This window comes from Rhodococcus sp. 5G237, from assembly GCF_053764735.1.
Genome location: NZ_JBSNCD010000011.1, coordinates 112,881 through 129,836, shown reverse-complemented (window position 1 = coordinate 129,836; position 16,956 = coordinate 112,881). Strand labels below are relative to the sequence as shown.

15 protein-coding genes are annotated in these 16,956 nt (G+C 67.2%); 5 read left to right on the top strand and 10 right to left on the bottom strand.

Going from position 1 to position 16,956, the window contains the following annotated elements; translation table 11 throughout:
- Nucleotides 1–97 precede the first annotated feature (97 nt).
- From ACWPOC_RS23155 to urtA, 7 genes are read right to left on the bottom strand one after another with little or no spacing between them, the layout of a single operon-like run.
- Complete coding sequence (locus tag ACWPOC_RS23155; RefSeq protein ID WP_120283599.1) at nucleotides 98–628, bottom strand: carboxymuconolactone decarboxylase family protein; 531 nt, start codon at nucleotides 626–628, stop codon at nucleotides 98–100.
- A gap of 54 nt (nucleotides 629–682) precedes the next feature.
- A complete protein-coding gene (locus ACWPOC_RS23150) occupies nucleotides 683–1,369 on the bottom strand; it encodes a GntR family transcriptional regulator (protein ID WP_039585441.1) in 687 nt (228 codons plus the stop codon).
- Nucleotides 1,369–2,061, bottom strand: a complete 693-nt coding sequence (gene urtE, locus ACWPOC_RS23145) for an urea ABC transporter ATP-binding subunit UrtE (protein ID WP_455409408.1) — start codon at nucleotides 2,059–2,061, stop codon at nucleotides 1,369–1,371. Before urtE ends, ACWPOC_RS23150 begins: the two co-directional genes overlap by 1 nt.
- The gene (urtD, locus tag ACWPOC_RS23140) at nucleotides 2,061–2,843 is read right to left on the bottom strand and encodes an urea ABC transporter ATP-binding protein UrtD (RefSeq protein WP_258258892.1); all 783 of its coding nucleotides are present in this window, start codon (nucleotides 2,841–2,843) and stop codon (nucleotides 2,061–2,063) included. The genes urtE and urtD overlap by 1 nt, the downstream gene beginning before the upstream one ends.
- The gene (gene urtC / locus ACWPOC_RS23135; RefSeq protein ID WP_159417708.1) at nucleotides 2,840–3,976 is read right to left on the bottom strand and encodes an urea ABC transporter permease subunit UrtC; all 1,137 of its coding nucleotides are present in this window, start codon (nucleotides 3,974–3,976) and stop codon (nucleotides 2,840–2,842) included. The genes urtD and urtC overlap by 4 nt, the downstream gene beginning before the upstream one ends.
- Nucleotides 3,976–4,860, bottom strand: coding sequence for an urea ABC transporter permease subunit UrtB (urtB, locus tag ACWPOC_RS23130; protein ID WP_016693074.1), 885 nt, complete (start codon nucleotides 4,858–4,860; stop codon nucleotides 3,976–3,978). Before urtB ends, urtC begins: the two co-directional genes overlap by 1 nt.
- Nucleotides 4,861–4,886: 26 nt before the next feature.
- Nucleotides 4,887–6,161, bottom strand: coding sequence for an urea ABC transporter substrate-binding protein (gene urtA, locus ACWPOC_RS23125; protein ID WP_455409378.1), 1,275 nt, complete (start codon nucleotides 6,159–6,161; stop codon nucleotides 4,887–4,889).
- A gap of 331 nt (nucleotides 6,162–6,492) precedes the next feature.
- Between urtA and ACWPOC_RS23120 the strand changes: the two genes are divergently transcribed.
- The gene (locus ACWPOC_RS23120) at nucleotides 6,493–7,386 is read left to right on the top strand and encodes a type IV toxin-antitoxin system AbiEi family antitoxin domain-containing protein (protein ID WP_261379468.1); all 894 of its coding nucleotides are present in this window, start codon (nucleotides 6,493–6,495) and stop codon (nucleotides 7,384–7,386) included.
- 68 nt (nucleotides 7,387–7,454) lie between these two features.
- Here ACWPOC_RS23120 and ACWPOC_RS23115 read toward each other — a convergent pair whose 3' ends face one another.
- From ACWPOC_RS23115 to ACWPOC_RS23105, 3 genes are read right to left on the bottom strand one after another with little or no spacing between them, the layout of a single operon-like run.
- Nucleotides 7,455–7,856 carry a PPOX class F420-dependent oxidoreductase gene (locus ACWPOC_RS23115; RefSeq protein ID WP_120280113.1) on the bottom strand — a complete coding sequence of 134 codons (402 nt, stop codon included), beginning with the start codon at nucleotides 7,854–7,856 and terminating at the stop codon, nucleotides 7,455–7,457.
- 19 nt (nucleotides 7,857–7,875) lie between these two features.
- Nucleotides 7,876–9,288 (bottom strand): acetate metabolism transcriptional regulator RamB, encoded by a 1,413-nt coding sequence (gene ramB / locus ACWPOC_RS23110; RefSeq protein ID WP_120280112.1) that lies wholly within the window; start codon nucleotides 9,286–9,288, stop codon nucleotides 7,876–7,878.
- Nucleotides 9,289–9,341: 53 nt separating this feature from the next.
- Nucleotides 9,342–10,487, bottom strand: a complete 1,146-nt coding sequence (locus ACWPOC_RS23105) for a globin domain-containing protein (protein ID WP_455409377.1) — start codon at nucleotides 10,485–10,487, stop codon at nucleotides 9,342–9,344.
- 532 nt (nucleotides 10,488–11,019) lie between these two features.
- On the opposite strand from ACWPOC_RS23105, the gene aceA reads away from it, so the two are divergent.
- The 4 genes from aceA (at nucleotide 11,020) to ACWPOC_RS23085 (ending at nucleotide 16,918) form a co-directional block, all read left to right on the top strand.
- Nucleotides 11,020–12,309, top strand: a complete 1,290-nt coding sequence (gene aceA, locus ACWPOC_RS23100) for an isocitrate lyase (RefSeq protein ID WP_006553580.1) — start codon at nucleotides 11,020–11,022, stop codon at nucleotides 12,307–12,309.
- A 168-nt stretch (nucleotides 12,310–12,477) separates the two neighbouring features.
- On the top strand, nucleotides 12,478–13,374 hold the full coding sequence (locus ACWPOC_RS23095; RefSeq protein WP_455409376.1) for a 3-hydroxybutyryl-CoA dehydrogenase: 897 nt from the start codon (nucleotides 12,478–12,480) through the stop codon (nucleotides 13,372–13,374).
- A 105-nt stretch (nucleotides 13,375–13,479) separates the two neighbouring features.
- Nucleotides 13,480–15,780, top strand: coding sequence for a 5-methyltetrahydropteroyltriglutamate--homocysteine S-methyltransferase (metE, locus tag ACWPOC_RS23090; RefSeq protein ID WP_120283594.1), 2,301 nt, complete (start codon nucleotides 13,480–13,482; stop codon nucleotides 15,778–15,780).
- 79 nt (nucleotides 15,781–15,859) lie between these two features.
- The gene (locus ACWPOC_RS23085; RefSeq protein WP_120280110.1) at nucleotides 15,860–16,918 is read left to right on the top strand and encodes an NAD(P)-dependent alcohol dehydrogenase; all 1,059 of its coding nucleotides are present in this window, start codon (nucleotides 15,860–15,862) and stop codon (nucleotides 16,916–16,918) included.
- The last annotated feature ends 38 nt before the right edge of the window (nucleotides 16,919–16,956 follow it).

The following is a 16,956-nucleotide window of genomic DNA, read 5'->3' as shown; positions in this document are numbered from 1 at the left end:
GTATACGCTATGGACCAGCCATGACGCCGCTGTGACGTTGTGTAACAGCCTTGTTAGGGATCGCGCCGCCGGCCGGATGCCGGCCGGTGCGGACGGATCAGAAGTCGCGTTCGATCCGCAGCACCCCGATGGTCGTGGCGAGAGCGTCGTACTGCGTGACCAGCAGGCAGAACTCGATGAGCCTGCGGTCGTCGTAGAACTGCGTGAGCGACGCCCACGTCTCGTCGGACAGATTCTTCGTCGCCATGAGTTCGTCGACGGCGAGGAGAAGTGCGCGATGCCTCGCCTGCCAGCCGGGAGCATCGGGTCCGGCGACGATACGCTCGCGCACCTCGTCGGTGATGCCGGCACGGCGACCCAGGCGGGTGTGGTGGTCGAATTCGTAACCGCACTCGCGCAGATGCGCGACGCGCAGGATGACCATCTCCGATTCGAACCGGCCGAGTCGGCCGAACGGCATGAGCATGCCGGCGTAGTGCAACCACCCGCGGAACAGTCGTCCGGTGCGGCCGAGGGTGCTGAACAGATGGGCATCAGAGGTGCCGCCGGCGGCGGACAGGGCCTTCCATGTCACCCAGTTGATCGGGCCGAGTTCCTTGAAACGTCCGGGCGGGATGCGGGGTGTCATGAGCGCCAGTGTGCCGCACCGGACCCGTCCGGTCACGTGACACGACCGGAAGTGTCAGTCTCGGACGGCGCGGGCCATCCGGGCGAAGGCGCGTGCCTCCTCGGCCCGGCGCACGACCACCGATCGCGAAGTGTCGATGTGAGCGAGCAGCAGGTCGTGGGCGTCGTCGAGCTTGTCGGCGAGGACCAGCTCGGCGACCTCGATGTGCTCGTCGACGGTCGCGACGATGCGGTCGGGGGTCAGATAGTCGAACATCCGCACCGGGCGCACCTTCGCGTTCACCGAGGCCAGCGCGTCGCACAGCGCACGGTTGCCGGAAGCGGCGAGCAGCGTCATGTGGAAGCGCTCGTCGAGCGTGACGAACCCGGCGTCGGGCTCGGGCGGCTCCTCGCGGATCTCGTACCAGCGGTCGAGTTCGGGACCGAGGACGTCGGGATCGTGCCGCACCGACTCGCCGTCGAGCGCGCGGCGGATCCCGCGCAGCTCCAGCGTGGTCCGCAGCTCGTACAGGTCGGCGAGGTCGTCGAAGCGCGGACGGTAGGGGTACAGCCCCTGGTCGCGGCGTTCGACGAGTCCGTCGGAGACCAATCGGGCGAGGGCTTCGCGCACCGGTGTGCGCGACACCCCGTACTGCTCGGCGAGGCGTTCTTCACTGAGTCGTTCATCGGGGGAGGGGGTCCCGGACATCAGACGATCGCGCAGGGCCTTGTAGACCCTCTCGCGCCGTGTGTCGGCGGCCATCAGATCGCCATCGCCGCACGGACGGTGGAGGCGGCGTCGACACCACCGTCACCCGTCGAGGTGATGCGCCCGGATTCGAGGACGTAGTAGTGCAGAGCGTTGTCGAGGGCGAAACCGATGTGCTGTTCGACGAGCAGCACCCCGAGGTCGCCGCTGCGGCCGAGTTCGACGATGGTGTTCTCGATCTCGGCGACCACCGACGGCTGGATGCCCTCGGTGGGCTCGTCGAGGATGAGCATGCGCGGCTCGGTGATCAGGGCGCGGGCGATGGCGAGCTGCTGGCGCTGACCACCGGAGAGCAGGCCGGCCCGTCGGTCCAGCAGCGGGACGAGGGCGGGGAACAGATCGAGCATGTCGGCGACGAGTGCGCGGCCGTTGCGGCGGGTGTCCGCGACGACCTGCAGGTTCTCGCGGCAGGTGAGCTGACCGAAGGACTGCTGCCCCTGGGGGACGTAGGCCAGACCGCGGGTGACCCGCGCGGACGGTCGCAGCGACGTGATGTCCTCACCGTCGAAGAGGATCTTCCCCTTCGTGACGGGCAGCAGGCCGACGGCGGCGCGCAGTAGCGTGGTCTTGCCGGCACCGTTGTGGCCCATGACCGCGACGGTCTTCCCGGTCGGGACGGTGAGGGAGATGCCGTGCAGGATCTCGGTGCGACCGTAACCGGCGCGGACGTCGACGAGTTCGAGCATCATGCCTCCTGGGGAGCGGTGGCGGTCCCGAGGTAGACCTCCTGGACCTGCGGGTCGTTCTGGACCTGGTCGACGGTGCCGTCGGCGATGACCTTGCCGCGGGCGAGGACGGTGACAGAGGTGGCGAAGGCGCGCATGAAGTCCATGTCGTGCTCCACGACGACCACCGTGCGCTGCGCACCGATGCGGCGCAGCAGCTGCCCGGTCTCCTCGCGTTCGTCGTGGCTCATGCCGGCGACGGGTTCGTCGAGGAGCAGCACGTCGGCGTTCTGCACGAGCAGCATGCCGATCTCGAGCCACTGCTTCTGCCCGTGGGCGAGGATGCCCGCGGGGGTGTCGCGGTGGGTGGTCAGGCCGATCGTCTCGAGCGCTTCCTCGATCTCGGGCAGCACGTCCTTGCGGCGACGCAACAACTGCCACGGGGAGCGGCCCGCCCCGGCGGCGATGTCGAGGTTCTGCAGGACCGACAGCTCCTCGAAGACCGAGGCGGTCTGGAAGGTACGGCCGACGCCGAGGCGCGCGATCTTGTGGGTCTTCTTGCCGAGCAGTTCGACGCCCGACTTGGTGATCGAGCCGGTTGCCGGGACCAGGCCGGTGACGGCGTCGACGAGGGTCGTCTTGCCGGCGCCGTTGGGGCCGATGAGGAACCGCAGGTCGCCCTGGAGGAGGGTGAGGTCGACGCCGTCGACGGCGGTGAAGCCGTCGAAGGTGACACGCAGGTCGCGGATCTCGAGGTAGTCGCTGCTCATTCCGGCGTTGCCGCCGTAGACGGGTTTGCTCATCGCACGGGCTCCATCTCGGGAAGGTCGGCGGGCTCGGGTTCGGCCGGCGGTGTGGGTTCCGCCGGGGTGGCGCGGCGGCGCCGGCGGAGCAGGGTGATCACCCCGGCGAGGCCGGCGGGGAAGAAACCGACGACGACGATGAACAGCAGGCCCTGCGCGTAGGTCCAGGCAGAGGGGAAGTTCTCCGACAGGGTGGTCTGTGCCCACGCCACGCCCACCGCGCCGAGGACCGGGCCGAGCAGCGTGGTGCGTCCGCCGATGGCGACACCGATGAGGAACGCGATGGACGGGACGATGCCGACGTCGGCGGGGGAGATGATGCCGACGATGGGCACGAACATCGCACCGGCGATGCCGGCGAAGAAGGCGGCGACGGTGTAGGCGGCCACCTTGATCAGGGCGGGGTCGTAGCCCAGGAAGCGGACCCGCTCCTCCTGGTCGCGGACCGCGACGAGCAGTTCGCCGTAGCGGGACTGCATGAGCTGGCGGGTCGCGGCGACGACGAGCAGCAGGATCGCGGCGACGATGAAGAACAGCATCCGCTTGTTGACCGGATCGGACAGGTCGTAGCCGAAGAAGGTGCGGAAACGGTTGAGGCCGTTGGACCCTCCGGTGGACTGCTGGCCGACGAGGAGGATCGCGAAGGCCGCGGCCAGTGCCTGGGAGAGGATGGCGAAGTAGGCGCCCTTGACGCGGCGGGCGAACACACCGAAGCCGAGCAGGGCGGCGATCAGGGCGGGCACGATCAGGATCGCCAGCAGCGTGACGGCGGGGGAGGCGAACGGCACCCAGTAGGCGGGTAGTTCGCGGATGCCCGCGATCTGCATGAAGTCGGGGACCGTGTCGCCGCGGAGTTCGGCGTCGGAGATCTTCAGGTGCATCGCCATGATGTAGGCGCCGAGGCCGAAGAAGACACCCTGGCCGAGGGTGAGCATGCCACCGCGACCCCAGGCCAGGCCGATGCCGACGGCGACGATCGCGAAGCACAGGAACTTGCCGAGCAGGCCGAGACGGAAATCGGAGAGGACGGCGGGGGCGAGACCGAACAGGACGATCGCGGCGATCGCGAATCCGCTTGCTGTGCGTACGGGTCCGGGTTTCGTGAAGTTGCGGACCGGGAATGTCGACGACATCAGACCAGGCTCCTCGTCTTGACGGCGAACAGGCCCTGCGGACGGACCTGCAGGAAGATCACGATGAGCACGAACACGATGACCTTCGCGATCGACGCGGTCGTGGAGTACTCGATGAACGAATTGAGCAGGCCCAGTGCGACGGCCGCGAGCACCGCGCCTTCGATGCGGCCGAGACCGCCGATGACGACCACGAGGAAGGCGTCGATGAGGTAGGACTGGCCGATCGTCGGGCTGGTCGAGCCGATGAGTGTCAGGGCCACACCGGCGAGGCCGGCGAGACCGGAGCCGAGGAAGAAGGTCGTGATGTCGGTGCGGCGCGACGAGATGCCCACCGTCTCGGCGAGATCGCGGTTCTGCACGACGGCGCGGATCCGTCGTCCCATCGGCGTGTACTTCATCGACGCGATCAGGGCGACCACGCAGACCACGGCGAGGGCGAGGATGAACAGGCGGGTCTTCGGGACGACGGCCCCGAAGATCTCCACGCCGCCGGAGAGCCAGGACGGTGCGACGACGTTGACGGCGGGAGCGCCGAAGATGTCGCGGGCGGCCTGCTGGAGCAGCAGGCCCACACCGAAGGTGACCAGCAGGGTGTCGAGCGGGCGGTGGTACATGCGGCGGATGAGGGTGACCTCGAGGATCACGCCCATCACGCCGCCCACCAGGAAACCGACGAGGAGGGAGACGAACAGGGACACCCCGGCCGACGAGATCACCTGCTGTACGACGAACGCCGTGTAGCTGCCGGCCATGATGAATTCGCCGTGGGCCATGTTGATCACGCCCATCTGGCCGAACGTCAGCGACAGCCCCAGCGCTGCCAGCAACAGGATCGATCCGATACTCAATCCTGTGAAGAGCTGCCCTACAAGGACATCCATGTCGTCTCCCTCTTCGGCTTCCGCGCTCAGTTACCGGACAGGCCCGACGCCCAGTCGTAGGACTCGAGGTACGGGTCGGGCTCGATGGCGCCGTCGGACTCCCAGACGGTGTAGATCAGGCCGTCGCCACGGATCTCACCGATGCGGGCGGTCTTGGTGATGTGGTGGTTGTCGCCGTCGATGGTCACGGTGCCCTCGGGGGCGTCGAAGGTCACGCCGTCGGCGGCTTCGATGACGTCGTCGACCTCGAAGGACTCGGCCTTCTCGACGGTGTTCTTCCACAGGTAGACCGAGGTGTAGGCGGCTTCCATGGGATCGGAGGTCGGCTTGTTCGCGCCGTACTTCGCCTTGTACGCCTCGACGAAGGAGGTGTTCTCGGGGGAGTCGACGGTCTGGTAGTAGTTCCACGCGGTGAGCTGGCCCTCGATGTTCTGTGCACCGATGCCACCCACTTCCTCCTCGGCGATGGACACCGACACGACCGGCATATCCTTCGCGTTGAGGCCGGCGTTGGTGTACTCGCGGAAGAATGCGACGTTGGAGTCGCCGTTGAGGGTGTTGAACACCGCGTCGGCGTCGGCGGTGCGCACCTTGTTGACGATGGTGGAGAAGTCGGTGGAGCCGAGCGGGGTGTAGTCCTCGCCCTTGATCTCGATGCCGTTGGCCTCCGCGTACGCCCTGATGATGCGGTTGGCGGTCTGCGGGAAGACGTAGTCGCTACCGACGAGGTAGAGCGACTTCACGCCCTGTTCCTTCAGGTAGTCCAGGGCGGGCACGATCTGCTGGTTGGTGGTCGCGCCGGTGTAGAAGATGTTCGACGACGACTCGAGGCCCTCGTACTGGACGGGGTAGTACAGCAGCGCGTTGCGGTCCTCGAAGACCGGCAGCATCGCCTTGCGGCTCGACGACGTCCAGCCGCCGAACACCGCTGCGACGCAGTCGGATCCGATGAGCTTCTCGGCCTTCTCCGCGAACACCGTCGGCTCGGATGCGCCGTCCTCGGAGACGATCTCGATCTGTTTGCCGAGCACACCGCCGTCGGCGTTGATCTCCTCGACGGCCAGCGCGATCGAGTCGCGGACGGTGACCTCGGAGATGGCCATCGTGCCCGACAGGGAGTTGAGCGAGCCGACCTTGATGGTGTCGCCCGAGGTGTCGACGCACGACGCAGCACCGGAGGCGGTCGTGCTGCCCTCGTCACCCGCGCGGCTTCCGCAGGCGGACAGCACGAGTCCGACTGCGACGAGTGCTGCGGGGGCCGCGATGGCGCGGGTGGCGAGCCTGGACCTGACAACAGACATGTAGAGCCCTTCCTTCGAAGGTGTGGCCGGAGAGGACCCCGGTGTATCCGGGAGGCGTATACAGCGCTGTATCCGTGAGGCCACAGTAGAAGGGAGTTGTTGCGCGGGAATATCTTCCGGTCACGGTCTCGTGACACAGATTTCGCGGGTGTTACAAAGTGCGCACAAGCAGCAGCTACGGACTTCGCCATCCGCTACGGCAAATTGCGGTAGCGGATAGCTGAAGGTATAGCGAACTGTTTGTCCACAGGGGGCGGGATCATCCACAGGCGACGCGAATGCCGGTGTTCGCACCGGATCTGCGTCACGACGATCGGGCACGGTGGTCCGCATGCGACCGACGCCTTTCCTGCGGACCACCGCTCTCGCCTCCGGGATGACCGACTCCGAAATCCGTCGTGCAGTACGCGCCGGCGAACTCGAGCGACTCGAACCCGGCATCTACCTCCACAGCGACGACTCCCTCGACGAACTCGATCGCTATCGCGTGCGCGTGCGATCCGTCGGGGCAGTGCTCGCGCCCGGCACAGTGGTCAGCCACGAGTCTGCCGCAGTCCTGTACGGGCTCGCCCTGTGGAAGCCCGATCTCACGCGGGTCCACGTCACTCGCGACAGATCGGGTGGCGGTCGGAGGGACGCGAACCGTCACCTGCACGTCGCCCCTCTTCGTCCTCACGATCTGTCGGAGGTCGCGGGCATACCGTGCACCTCGCTCGCCCGGACCGTCGTGGACCTCGCCTGCACACTCGACTTCGACGAAGCAGTGATCGCCGGTGATTGCGCTGCGGCTCTCGATGCGGAGTTCGGCTCCGCGCTGCTGTGCTGTCTCGACGAGTCCGGGCCGCGTCGAGGTATCGCTGCCGCGCGACGCGTGGCTGCATTTCTCGACGGTCGCAGCGAGAGTCCGGGGGAGTCGTTGAGTCGCATCCGGATGCATCAGGCCGGCATGCCCGCACCGACGCTCCAGAAGGAGATACGAACACCCGACGGGCAGTTCGTCGCCCGGGTCGACTTCCTCTGGGAGGACGAAGGAGTCGTCGGTGAGTTCGACGGGATGGGCAAGTACGACGAGGGAGGTGTCGAGGCCCTGCGGAACGAGAAGCGACGGGAGGACGCCTTGCGCGACCTCGGCTTCGAAGTGGTCAGGTGGACGTGGCCCGAACTGTTCCGGTTCGACGTCGTCCGCGCTCGCTTCGACCGTGCCGTCGCCCGTGCGCGGCGGTAACCGCTACCTTCTCGGCCATCCGCTACAGCGAATCGCGGTAGCTGATGGCAAAACCTGTAGCTGATGCGTCAGGCGGGGTCGAGGACCGAGCCCATCACGCGCTCGACTGCGATCTCGATGACGACGCGGCGGGGGTTGGGGCGGGGTTCGCGGTAGCGGGCGGCGTAGCGACGCTCGCCCTCGCGGACGTCGGCCGGCTCGCGGGTCACGCGGGCCGGGCCCTCGAGGGTGAGCCAGCGACCGCCGTCGACCTGGCTGACGACGGCGTAACCCCCGCGTTCGACGTTGAGGGTCTTCTGGGAGCCCTCGAAGGTGATGACGCGGGCGAGGCCGGCCTCGCCGTCCCACGTGAACCCGACGGCGACGACGTGCGGCGAGCCGTCCTTGCGAAGGGTCGTGAGCGTCGCGAGGTGGTACTCGGACAGGAACTCGAGTGCCTTCGCGCCTATCGCGTCGGGGGTGCGTGCCATGCGACGAGCCTACCGACGCTCAACGCACCAGATACGGCGAGACCGACGAGCGGTGCTCGTTGATGTCGATCTCCTTGCCCAGGGGCGGGAAGGCACGCTGCGGGCAGTTCATGCGCTCGCACACGCGGCAACCCGAGCCGATCGGCGTGCCGGGGTTGGACTCGTCGAGGTCGAGACCGTCGGCGTAGACGAGGCGATGCGCGTGCCGCAGTTCGCAGCCGAGACCGATCGCGAAGGTCTTCGACGGCTGACCGTAGCGTGCGGCGCGACGCTCGACCGTGCGCGCGACCCACAGATAGCGACGACCGTCGGGCATCTGTGCGATCTGCGTCATGATCTTGCCGGGATAGGCGAAGGTCTCGTAGACGTTCCACAGCGGGCACGTGCCGCCACTGGTGGAGAAGTGGAAACCGGTGGCGGACTGTCGCTTCGACATGTTCCCCGCGCGGTCGACGCGCACGAACGAGAACGGGACGCCCCGCAGCTTCGGACGTTGCAGAGTCGACAAACGGTGCGCGATCGTCTCGTAGCTGACGCCGTAGAAGGCCGACAGACGCTCGACGTCGTAGCGGAAGTCCTCGGCGATCTCGTGGAACTGTGTGTACGGCAGGATCAGTGCGGCCGCCCAGTAGTTGGCGAGCCCGAGCCGGGCCAACGCCCGCGAGGCGTCGCTCGTGAACGAACCCTCCGCAACGAGGCGGTCGATGAGCTCCCCGCACTCCAGGTACGCGAGTTCGATGGCCAGCTTGAAGACCTGCTGCCCACCGGACAGCTGCGGCGCGACTTCGAGGACACGGGTCTCGGGGTCGTAGCGGTGCAGGATGTTCTCGCCCAGATCGATGCGCTTGACGATCTGCACGTCGTGGACCGTCGCCATGCGGCGGGCGATCTCGCCGCCGACGTCGCCGCGGTGGAACCGGATGCGATCGGCCAGTTCCTCTGCCGCGGTGTCGAGATCGTGCAGGTAGTTCTGCCGCTGGTAGAAGTAGTCGCGCACCTCTTCGTGCGGCATGGTGATCGCCCCGCTGCCGCTGCCGTCGCTGTACCTCTCCTCGGTCGCGACGGCGAGCTGCGCGGTGGTGTTGCGGAAGCGCCGGTGGAGATTGACCATTGCGCGCGCCAGAGTGGGATGGGCTGCAACCATCTCGGCGATCTCCTGCGCGTCGGCCTCGATGCCCATCTCCTGGTCGAGCGCGACCTCCCGCATCTCCGCGATCAGACGGGTGTCGTCCTGCGAGGAGAAGAAGGTGGCGTCCACCCCGAAGACCTCGCTGATGCGCAGCAGGACGGGCACGGTCAGGGGCCGGACGTCGTGCTCGATCTGGTTGAGATAACTTGCCGAGATCTCGAGGGTCTTGGCGAGCGCAGCCTGGCTGAGTCCTCGCTCGGTGCGTAGCTGCCGCAACCGGGCGCCTACATAGGTCTTGGCCATTCGCCCAGGGTAGAACTGCCTCGCAGCCTTCGCAAGGTGGCGTTCGCAGCGTGTTAATCGACGGGCACCGGTGGAGCCTCGAGACCGAACCACGAGCCCGGCGCGAACGCTTCGAAGTGGATCGACCCCGGGGACAGGCCCGACGCGACGAGATCGGAGCGGATCGCACGCATGAACGGGATCGGACCGCACACGTAGGTGCGGGCGTCGCCCGGAATCGTCAGCCCGGACAGGGGAGTTCGCCCGTCGCTGCGGATCTCGTCGTACTCGGTGTAGCGCACGTGCAGCCGGGCGTCCGGCAACGAGTCGACCAGGATGCCGATCTCGGTCCGGTGCGGTTGCTCGTAAGGGGTGCGGTCGATGTGGACGACGTCGACGCTCCGGCCGTCGCCTCGGGACTGCATGTCGCGCAGCGCCGCGACGGTCATCGTCACGCCCACGCCCGCCGAGACGAGCAGCAGCGGTTCGCTGCCCCGATCGACCACGACGCTGCCGAAGGGCGGCGACACGAGGAGGTGATCGTCGACGCGCAGGCCGTCGCAGAGCACGGGGGAGACGAGTCCGTCCGGCACGCGCTTGACGGTGACGGCCCACTCGCCGCTCACCCTGCCGGGGAACACGGTGTACTGGCGGATCTGCTCGGAGCCGTCGGACAGCGCGACCCGCACCGAGATGTACTGGCCGGGAAGGAAGGCCGGCAGCGGTTCACCGTCGACGGAACGGAGGTGGAGGGTGGCCGCGTGCGCGCCGTCGTACTCGTGCTCGGTGACGACCACACGACGCCAGATGTCGCCGGGCGCCACACCGGCCCGCCGGTACAGCTCCGTCTCCTGCTCGACGAGCGAGTTCGCCATCAGCGTGTACACCTCGTGCCAGGCCACGGCGACCTGCGGTGTGACGGCGTCACCGAGCACCTCGGCGATCGCGGCGAACAGGTGCGTCCGCACGATCCCGTAGTGCGCTGCCTGCACACCGAGGGACGCGTGCTTGGCGGCGATCCGCTCCATGATGGGGTCGATGTCGGTTGGTGCATGGGTGACCAGCAGTGATGCGAAGGCGGCGACCGAGTCGGCGAGTGCCCGTTGCTGGGTTCCGTTCGCCTGGTTGGTGCGGTTGAAGGTGTCCCGCAGTGACGGGACGGCCCGGAAGAGCCGGTTGTAGAAGACACGTGAGATCGTGCCGATCTCGGCGCCGACCACCGGCAGGGTCGCTTCGACGATCGACCGCGACGTACTCGAGAGAATGTCGACTCCTCGTGTTCGGGGGGCTGTTCGGCGGGGCCCGACACACGAAGGCACTACGACGCGCCGGCCCCGATCCGGCCCGAGACATGTTACGGGTGGGATTCGAGAGGTCAATGGGGATCACAGCGGGCGGTCGGCTCCTGTGAAGGCAGTCACAGGCAGGTGTCCGATCCGTCCCGCACTGGGTGATTCGGCGGGGTGGGGTGTTTCGGCGCGGGGGCCGGGTGGTAGCGGCAAAAGCCGAGGTAGTTGCTACTCGCGGGTAATAAACCTGTGTCCGATTCGGGTAGTTGGACCGACCATCGATTAGCAATCTTCGCAATGCCTGCAACGAAAATAGCCGAGATTGGCATTAGCAACAGGTAGACGGGCTTTTTGGTCTGTGTCATTGTCGTTCTTGTACATCCGAACGGCACGCAAAGGATGTGAAGTCGTACACGCGTACTGCTTCATCCCGAGCGGGGCAGATCTAGAGAGTGGAGATTTGATGTCGACCACCGGCACCCCGAGGACTGCAGAAGAGATCCAGAAGGATTGGGACACCAATCCGCGCTGGAAGGGGATCACCCGCAACTACACCGCCGAGCAGGTCGCCAAGCTGCAGGGCAATGTCGTCGAGGAGGCCACCCTCGCCCGCCGCGGTTCCGAGATCCTGTGGGACCTCGTCAACAACGAGGACTACATCAACTCGCTGGGCGCCCTCACCGGTAACCAGGCGGTCCAGCAGGTCCGCGCCGGCCTGAAGGCCATCTACCTCTCCGGTTGGCAGGTCGCAGGCGACGCCAACCTGTCCGGCCACACCTACCCGGACCAGTCGCTGTACCCGGCGAACTCGGTTCCGCAGGTCGTCCGCCGCATCAACAACGCGCTGCTGCGCGCCGACGAGATCGCCAAGGTCGAGGGCGACACCTCCGTCGACAACTGGCTCGCTCCGATCGTCGCCGACGGTGAGGCCGGCTTCGGTGGTGCCCTCAACGTCTACGAGCTGCAGAAGGCCATGATCGCGGCCGGCGTCGCCGGTTCGCACTGGGAGGACCAGCTCGCGTCGGAGAAGAAGTGCGGCCACCTCGGTGGCAAGGTGCTCATCCCCACGCAGCAGCACATCCGCACCCTGACCTCGGCTCGCCTCGCGGCCGACGTCGCGGACGTTCCGACCGTGGTCATCGCCCGCACCGACGCCGAGGCCGCGACCCTCATCACCTCCGATGTCGACGAGCGCGACCGCCCGTTCATCACCGGTGAGCGCACCGCCGAGGGCTTCTACCACGTCAAGAACGGCATCGAGCCCTGCATCGCCCGTGCGAAGGCCTACGCTCCGTACTCCGACCTCATCTGGATGGAGACCGGTGTTCCGGACCTCGAGGTCGCCAAGAAGTTCGCCGAGGGCGTCCGCAGCGAGTTCCCGGACCAGCTGCTGGCCTACAACTGCTCGCCGTCCTTCAACTGGAAGGCTCACCTGGACGACGCGACCATCGCGAAGTTCCAGAAGGAGCTCGGCGCGATGGGCTTCAAGTTCCAGTTCATCACCCTCGCCGGCTTCCACTCGCTCAACTACGGCATGTTCGACCTGGCCCACGGCTACGCCCGCGAGGGCATGACGGCCTTCGTCGACCTGCAGGAGCGCGAGTTCAAGGCGGCCAAGGAGCGCGGCTTCACCGCTATCAAGCACCAGCGTGAGGTCGGTGCCGGCTACTTCGACACCATCGCCACCACCGTCGATCCCAACACCTCCACGGCTGCCCTGAAGGGCTCCACCGAGGAAGGCCAGTTCCACTAGGAACAAGCGCCACCCCGAGGTCCACCACCCCGCGGCGGGATCCACAGGTCCCCATGTCCTGCCGCGGGGTGCGTGCGTATCCGGAGCAGTTCGAAACGCGCGTACCCGATGGGTCCGCACCTGTACTTCCGGCCTCGGCCACGACCCCCACAACGAGAAGGAGCTGACGTGACCAGCGAAAAGATTCAGCGCGTCGGCGTGATCGGCGCCGGCATCATGGGCGCAGGTATCGCCGAGGTGTGCGCACGCGCTCATGTCGACGTACTGGTGTTCGAGCAGACCCGCGAACTCGCGGCCGCCGGACGCGCCCGCATCCTCCGGTCGCTGGACCGGGGTGTGAGCAGCGGAAAGATCACCGAGCGTGAGCGTGAGCAGGCCGCATGGCGTCTGCGCTTCACCTTCGATCTCGGTGACTTCGCCGATCGGCAGCTCGTCGTGGAGGCCGTCGTCGAGGACGAGAAGCTCAAGAGCGAGATCTTCGCCGAGCTCGACAAGATCGTCACCGATCCCAACGCGGTGCTCGCCTCGAACACCTCGTCGATCCCGATCATGAAGCTCGGTATCGCGACCGGTGCCCCCGAACGTGTCATCGGCATGCACTTCTTCAACCCCGTGCCGGTGCTCCCGCTCGTCGAGCTCGTCACCACTCTGAAGACCAGCCCCACCGTCTCCGAGCGCGCCGAGGCCTTCGCCGCCGACGTACTGGGCAAGCAGGTCGTGCGGTCCTCCGATCGCGCAGGTTTCATTGCCAACGCACTGCTGGTGCCGTACCTGCTCTCGGCGATCCGGATGGTCGAGTCCGGCTTCGCCACCAAGGAGGACATCGACAAGACGATGGTCCTGGGCTGCGCCCACCCGATGGGTCCGCTCGCCCTGACCGACCTCGTCGGTCTGGACACCGTCAAGTCGATCGCCGACTCCATGTACGAGGAGTTCAAGGAGCCCCTGTACTCGGCCCCGCCGCTGCTGCAGCGCATGGTCGAGGCGGGACTCGTCGGCAAGAAGTCGGGCGCCGGCTTCTACGAGTACGCCGACAACGGCCGCACGGTCAAGAAGGCCGGCTAGCCAGGTAGCACCACCGCACACGGCGCCCGTGCCCGGCGACAGTGTTCCAAGCACTGGTCACCGGTGCACGGGCGCGGTGTGCATGAGGGAAAGGTCGACGCCGACATGGCAACTCTCGCCGACGGATACGGATCGAGCATCCTCGGGTACCCGCGCATCGGACCCCGCCGCGAGCTCAAGTTCGCCCTCGAGGCCTACTGGCACGGTGAGGGCACGCGCGACGAACTCGTCGCGGTCGCTCGCGAGCTCCAGGAGAACACCTGGCGCGAGCTCGCAGCCACGGGTCTGACCCAGGTACCCGGCAACACGTTCTCCTACTACGACCACGTCCTGGACAACGCCCTGTTGTTCGGAGCGCTGCCCGACCGGTTCCGTCCGCTGGTCGACGAGCTCGACCCGCTCGATCTGTACTTCACGCTGTGCCGTGGACGCGAGGACTTCCCGCCGCTCGAGCTGGTGCGCTGGTTCGGCAGCAACTACCACTACCGCCAGCCCGAACTCGACGAGAACACCGTCTTCGAGTTGAACTCGGCGGCCGTGCTCGACGAGTTCGAGCGTGCGAAGGCCGAGGGCGTCGAGCTGCGTCCGGTGGTGCTCGGCCCGGCCTCGCTGCTGCTGCTGTCGAAGGTCGCGCCGACGTCGACGAAGGAGGGTTTCCGCACCCTCGACCTGCTCGACGCGCTGCTCCCCGAGTACGAGAAGCTCTTCGAGCAGCTCGCCCGCGCCGGCGCGACCTGCGTGCAGCTCGACGAGCCGTCCTTCACCGAGGACCGCAGCGAGGAGGAGCTCGCAGCCCTCGCGCGTGCCTACGACGTGCTCTCCCACGCTCCGCTGCGGCCGCGTCTGCTCGTGACCGGCCCGTACGGGCATCTCGGTGAGGCGCTGCCGATCCTGGCCGCGTCGAAGATCGAGGCGATCGGCCTGGACCTGGTCGACGGCCGCATCAGCGCGGACGAACTGGCCGCCGTGCCCGGACTGAAGCGCAAGCGCATCTACGCCGGTGTCGTCGACGGCCGCAACGTGTGGAAGGTCGACCGCCACCGCACGCTCGAGTACCTGAAGTCCATCGCCGCGGTCGCACCGGATCTCGTCGTGTCGACCTCGTCCTCGCTGTTGCACGTGCCCTACGACGTGCTCGTCGAGTACGACATCCCCGGCGACGTCGCCGATCGTCTCGCGTTCGCGAAGCAGAAGGTGGGGGAGGTGGTCTCCCTCGCCAAGGCGCTCACCACCGGAGCCGAGGAGCGGTGGCGCAAGCCGCCCGTGTCGGTGCACTTCAAGCAGAAGCACACCGTCCGTGCACGTCTGAACGCGGTCACTCCCGCTCATCGGGTGCGCGCGCCGTACGAGGAGCGCCGCGTCGCGCAGCAGAAGCGCCTGGATCTGCCGCCGGTGCCGACGGCGACGCTGGGGTCGTTCCCGCAGACCGCGGAGATCCGCAGGGCACGAGCAGAACTCGGTCGCGGCCGGATGTCGTACGACGAGTACGTCAAGCGGATCCAGGAGGAGATCGAGTCCACCATCCGTCTGCAGGAGGACATCGGTCTCGACGTCCTCGTCCACGGCGAACACGAACGCAACGACATGGTGCAGTACTTCGCCGAGCTGATGGAGGGCTTCGCCACCACGCACTTCGGCTGGGTGCAGGCCTACGGTTCACGTTGCACGCGACCGCCGATCCTCTACGGCGACATCGTGCGTCCGAAGCCGATGACGGTCGAGTGGATCTCGTTCGCACAGTCGCTGACCGACAAGCCGGTCAAGGGCATGCTCACCGGTCCGGTGACGATGCTGGCGCGTTCCTACGTGCGTCAGGATCAGCCGCTCCACGAGACGGCCGACCAGCTCGCGCTGGCCATCCGCGACGAGATCGCCGATCTCGAGCGGGCGGGCATCGCGATCATCCAGGTCGACGAACCGGCCATCCGCGAACTGCTGCCGCTGCGCCAGGACGGGCGTGCCGAATACCTCGACTGGGCCGTCGACGCCTTCCGTCTCGCCACCGGTGGTGCGAAGCCGGAGACGCAGATCCACACGCACCTGACCTATTCGGGTCAGGCCTCGGTGGTCGACGCGATCGAGCGGCTCGACGCCGACGTCACGGCGATCGTGGCGACGCGCTCGATCCGCTGGGTGCTCGAGGCGATCAAGGACCGCGCGCTGTCCCACGGTGTCGGTCCCGGTGTCTACGAGTCGCGGTCGGCCCGGATCCCGGACATCGACGAGCTCGACGAGTTGCTCACCGAAGCGGCGGAATCGGTGGAACTCGACCGGTTGTGGGCCAATCCGGACGGCGGTCTCAAGACCCGTCACCACTGGCAGCTCGAGCCGTCGCTGCGCAATCTCGTCGCTGCGGCGCGGCGCCTGCGCCGCCGGGCGGCCCAGCAGTCCGATCAGGCCGGATAGCCGAACCGTATCGACGACGTGCACCCGCGGGAGTCCCCCGCGGGTGCACGTCGTCGTGAGGCGGAGTAGTTGTGGAGGAATGACGTCCACCACCGGTACGACCACCGTCGCCGCCTACGCCGCCACCGCGCCCGACGCGCCCCTGTCGAAGACCACCGTCGAACGACGTGCTCTCGGTCCGCTCGACGTACTCATCGCCATCGAGTTCGCCGGCATCTGCCATTCCGACATCCACACCGCCCGGAACGAATGGGGCGGAACCAAGTACCCGATCGTGCCGGGTCACGAGATCGTCGGCACCGTCGCCGCCGTCGGTTCCGATGTCACGGAACACGCCGTCGGAGACCGCGTCGGCGTGGGCTGCTTCGTGAACTCCTGTGGCGAATGTGATCCCTGCCGAACAGGATTCGAACAGCACTGCACCAATCGGGTGACGGGGACCTACAACTCCGTCGATCGCGACGGCACCGTCACCCAGGGCGGCTACTCCACGCACATCGTCGTCACAGAACACTTCGTCCTGAGGATTCCCGACGGACTCGACCCGGCCGCCGCGGCACCTCTGCTGTGCGCGGGAATCACCCTGTACTCGCCGCTGAAGCGGTGGAATGCGGGACCGGGCAGCAAGGTCGCGATCATCGGCATGGGCGGTCTCGGGCACGTCGGTGTGAAGATCGCTGCAGCGATGGGCGCGGAGGTGACCGTGCTGGGCCACTCGCTGTCGAAGCGGGACGACGGCCTGCGATTCGGGGCGGTCGACTACCGATCGACCGAGGACGAGTCGACGTTCAAGGAGCTGCGCGGGAAGTTCGACCTGATCCTCAACACCGTCTCGGTCAACCTCGACCTCGACCGCTACCTGTCGTTGCTGCGGCTGCACGGCACCCTCGTCGGCCTCGGCCTGCCCGAGAAGCCGCTGTCGGTGCGGGCGTTCTCGCTCGCGATGAACGATCGTGCGATGGCCGGATCGAATGTCGGCGGCATCCCCCACACGCAGGAGATGCTCGACTTCTGCGCAGAGCACGGCATCGGAGCGGAGATCGAGCTGATCTCCGCGGACCGTATCAATGAGGCATACGACCGTGTGGTCGCCAGTGACGTGCGCTACCGGTTCGTGATCGACGCCTCGACGTTCTGAGCGTGTCGACGTCCCGGGTACGAGTACCCGGGACGTCG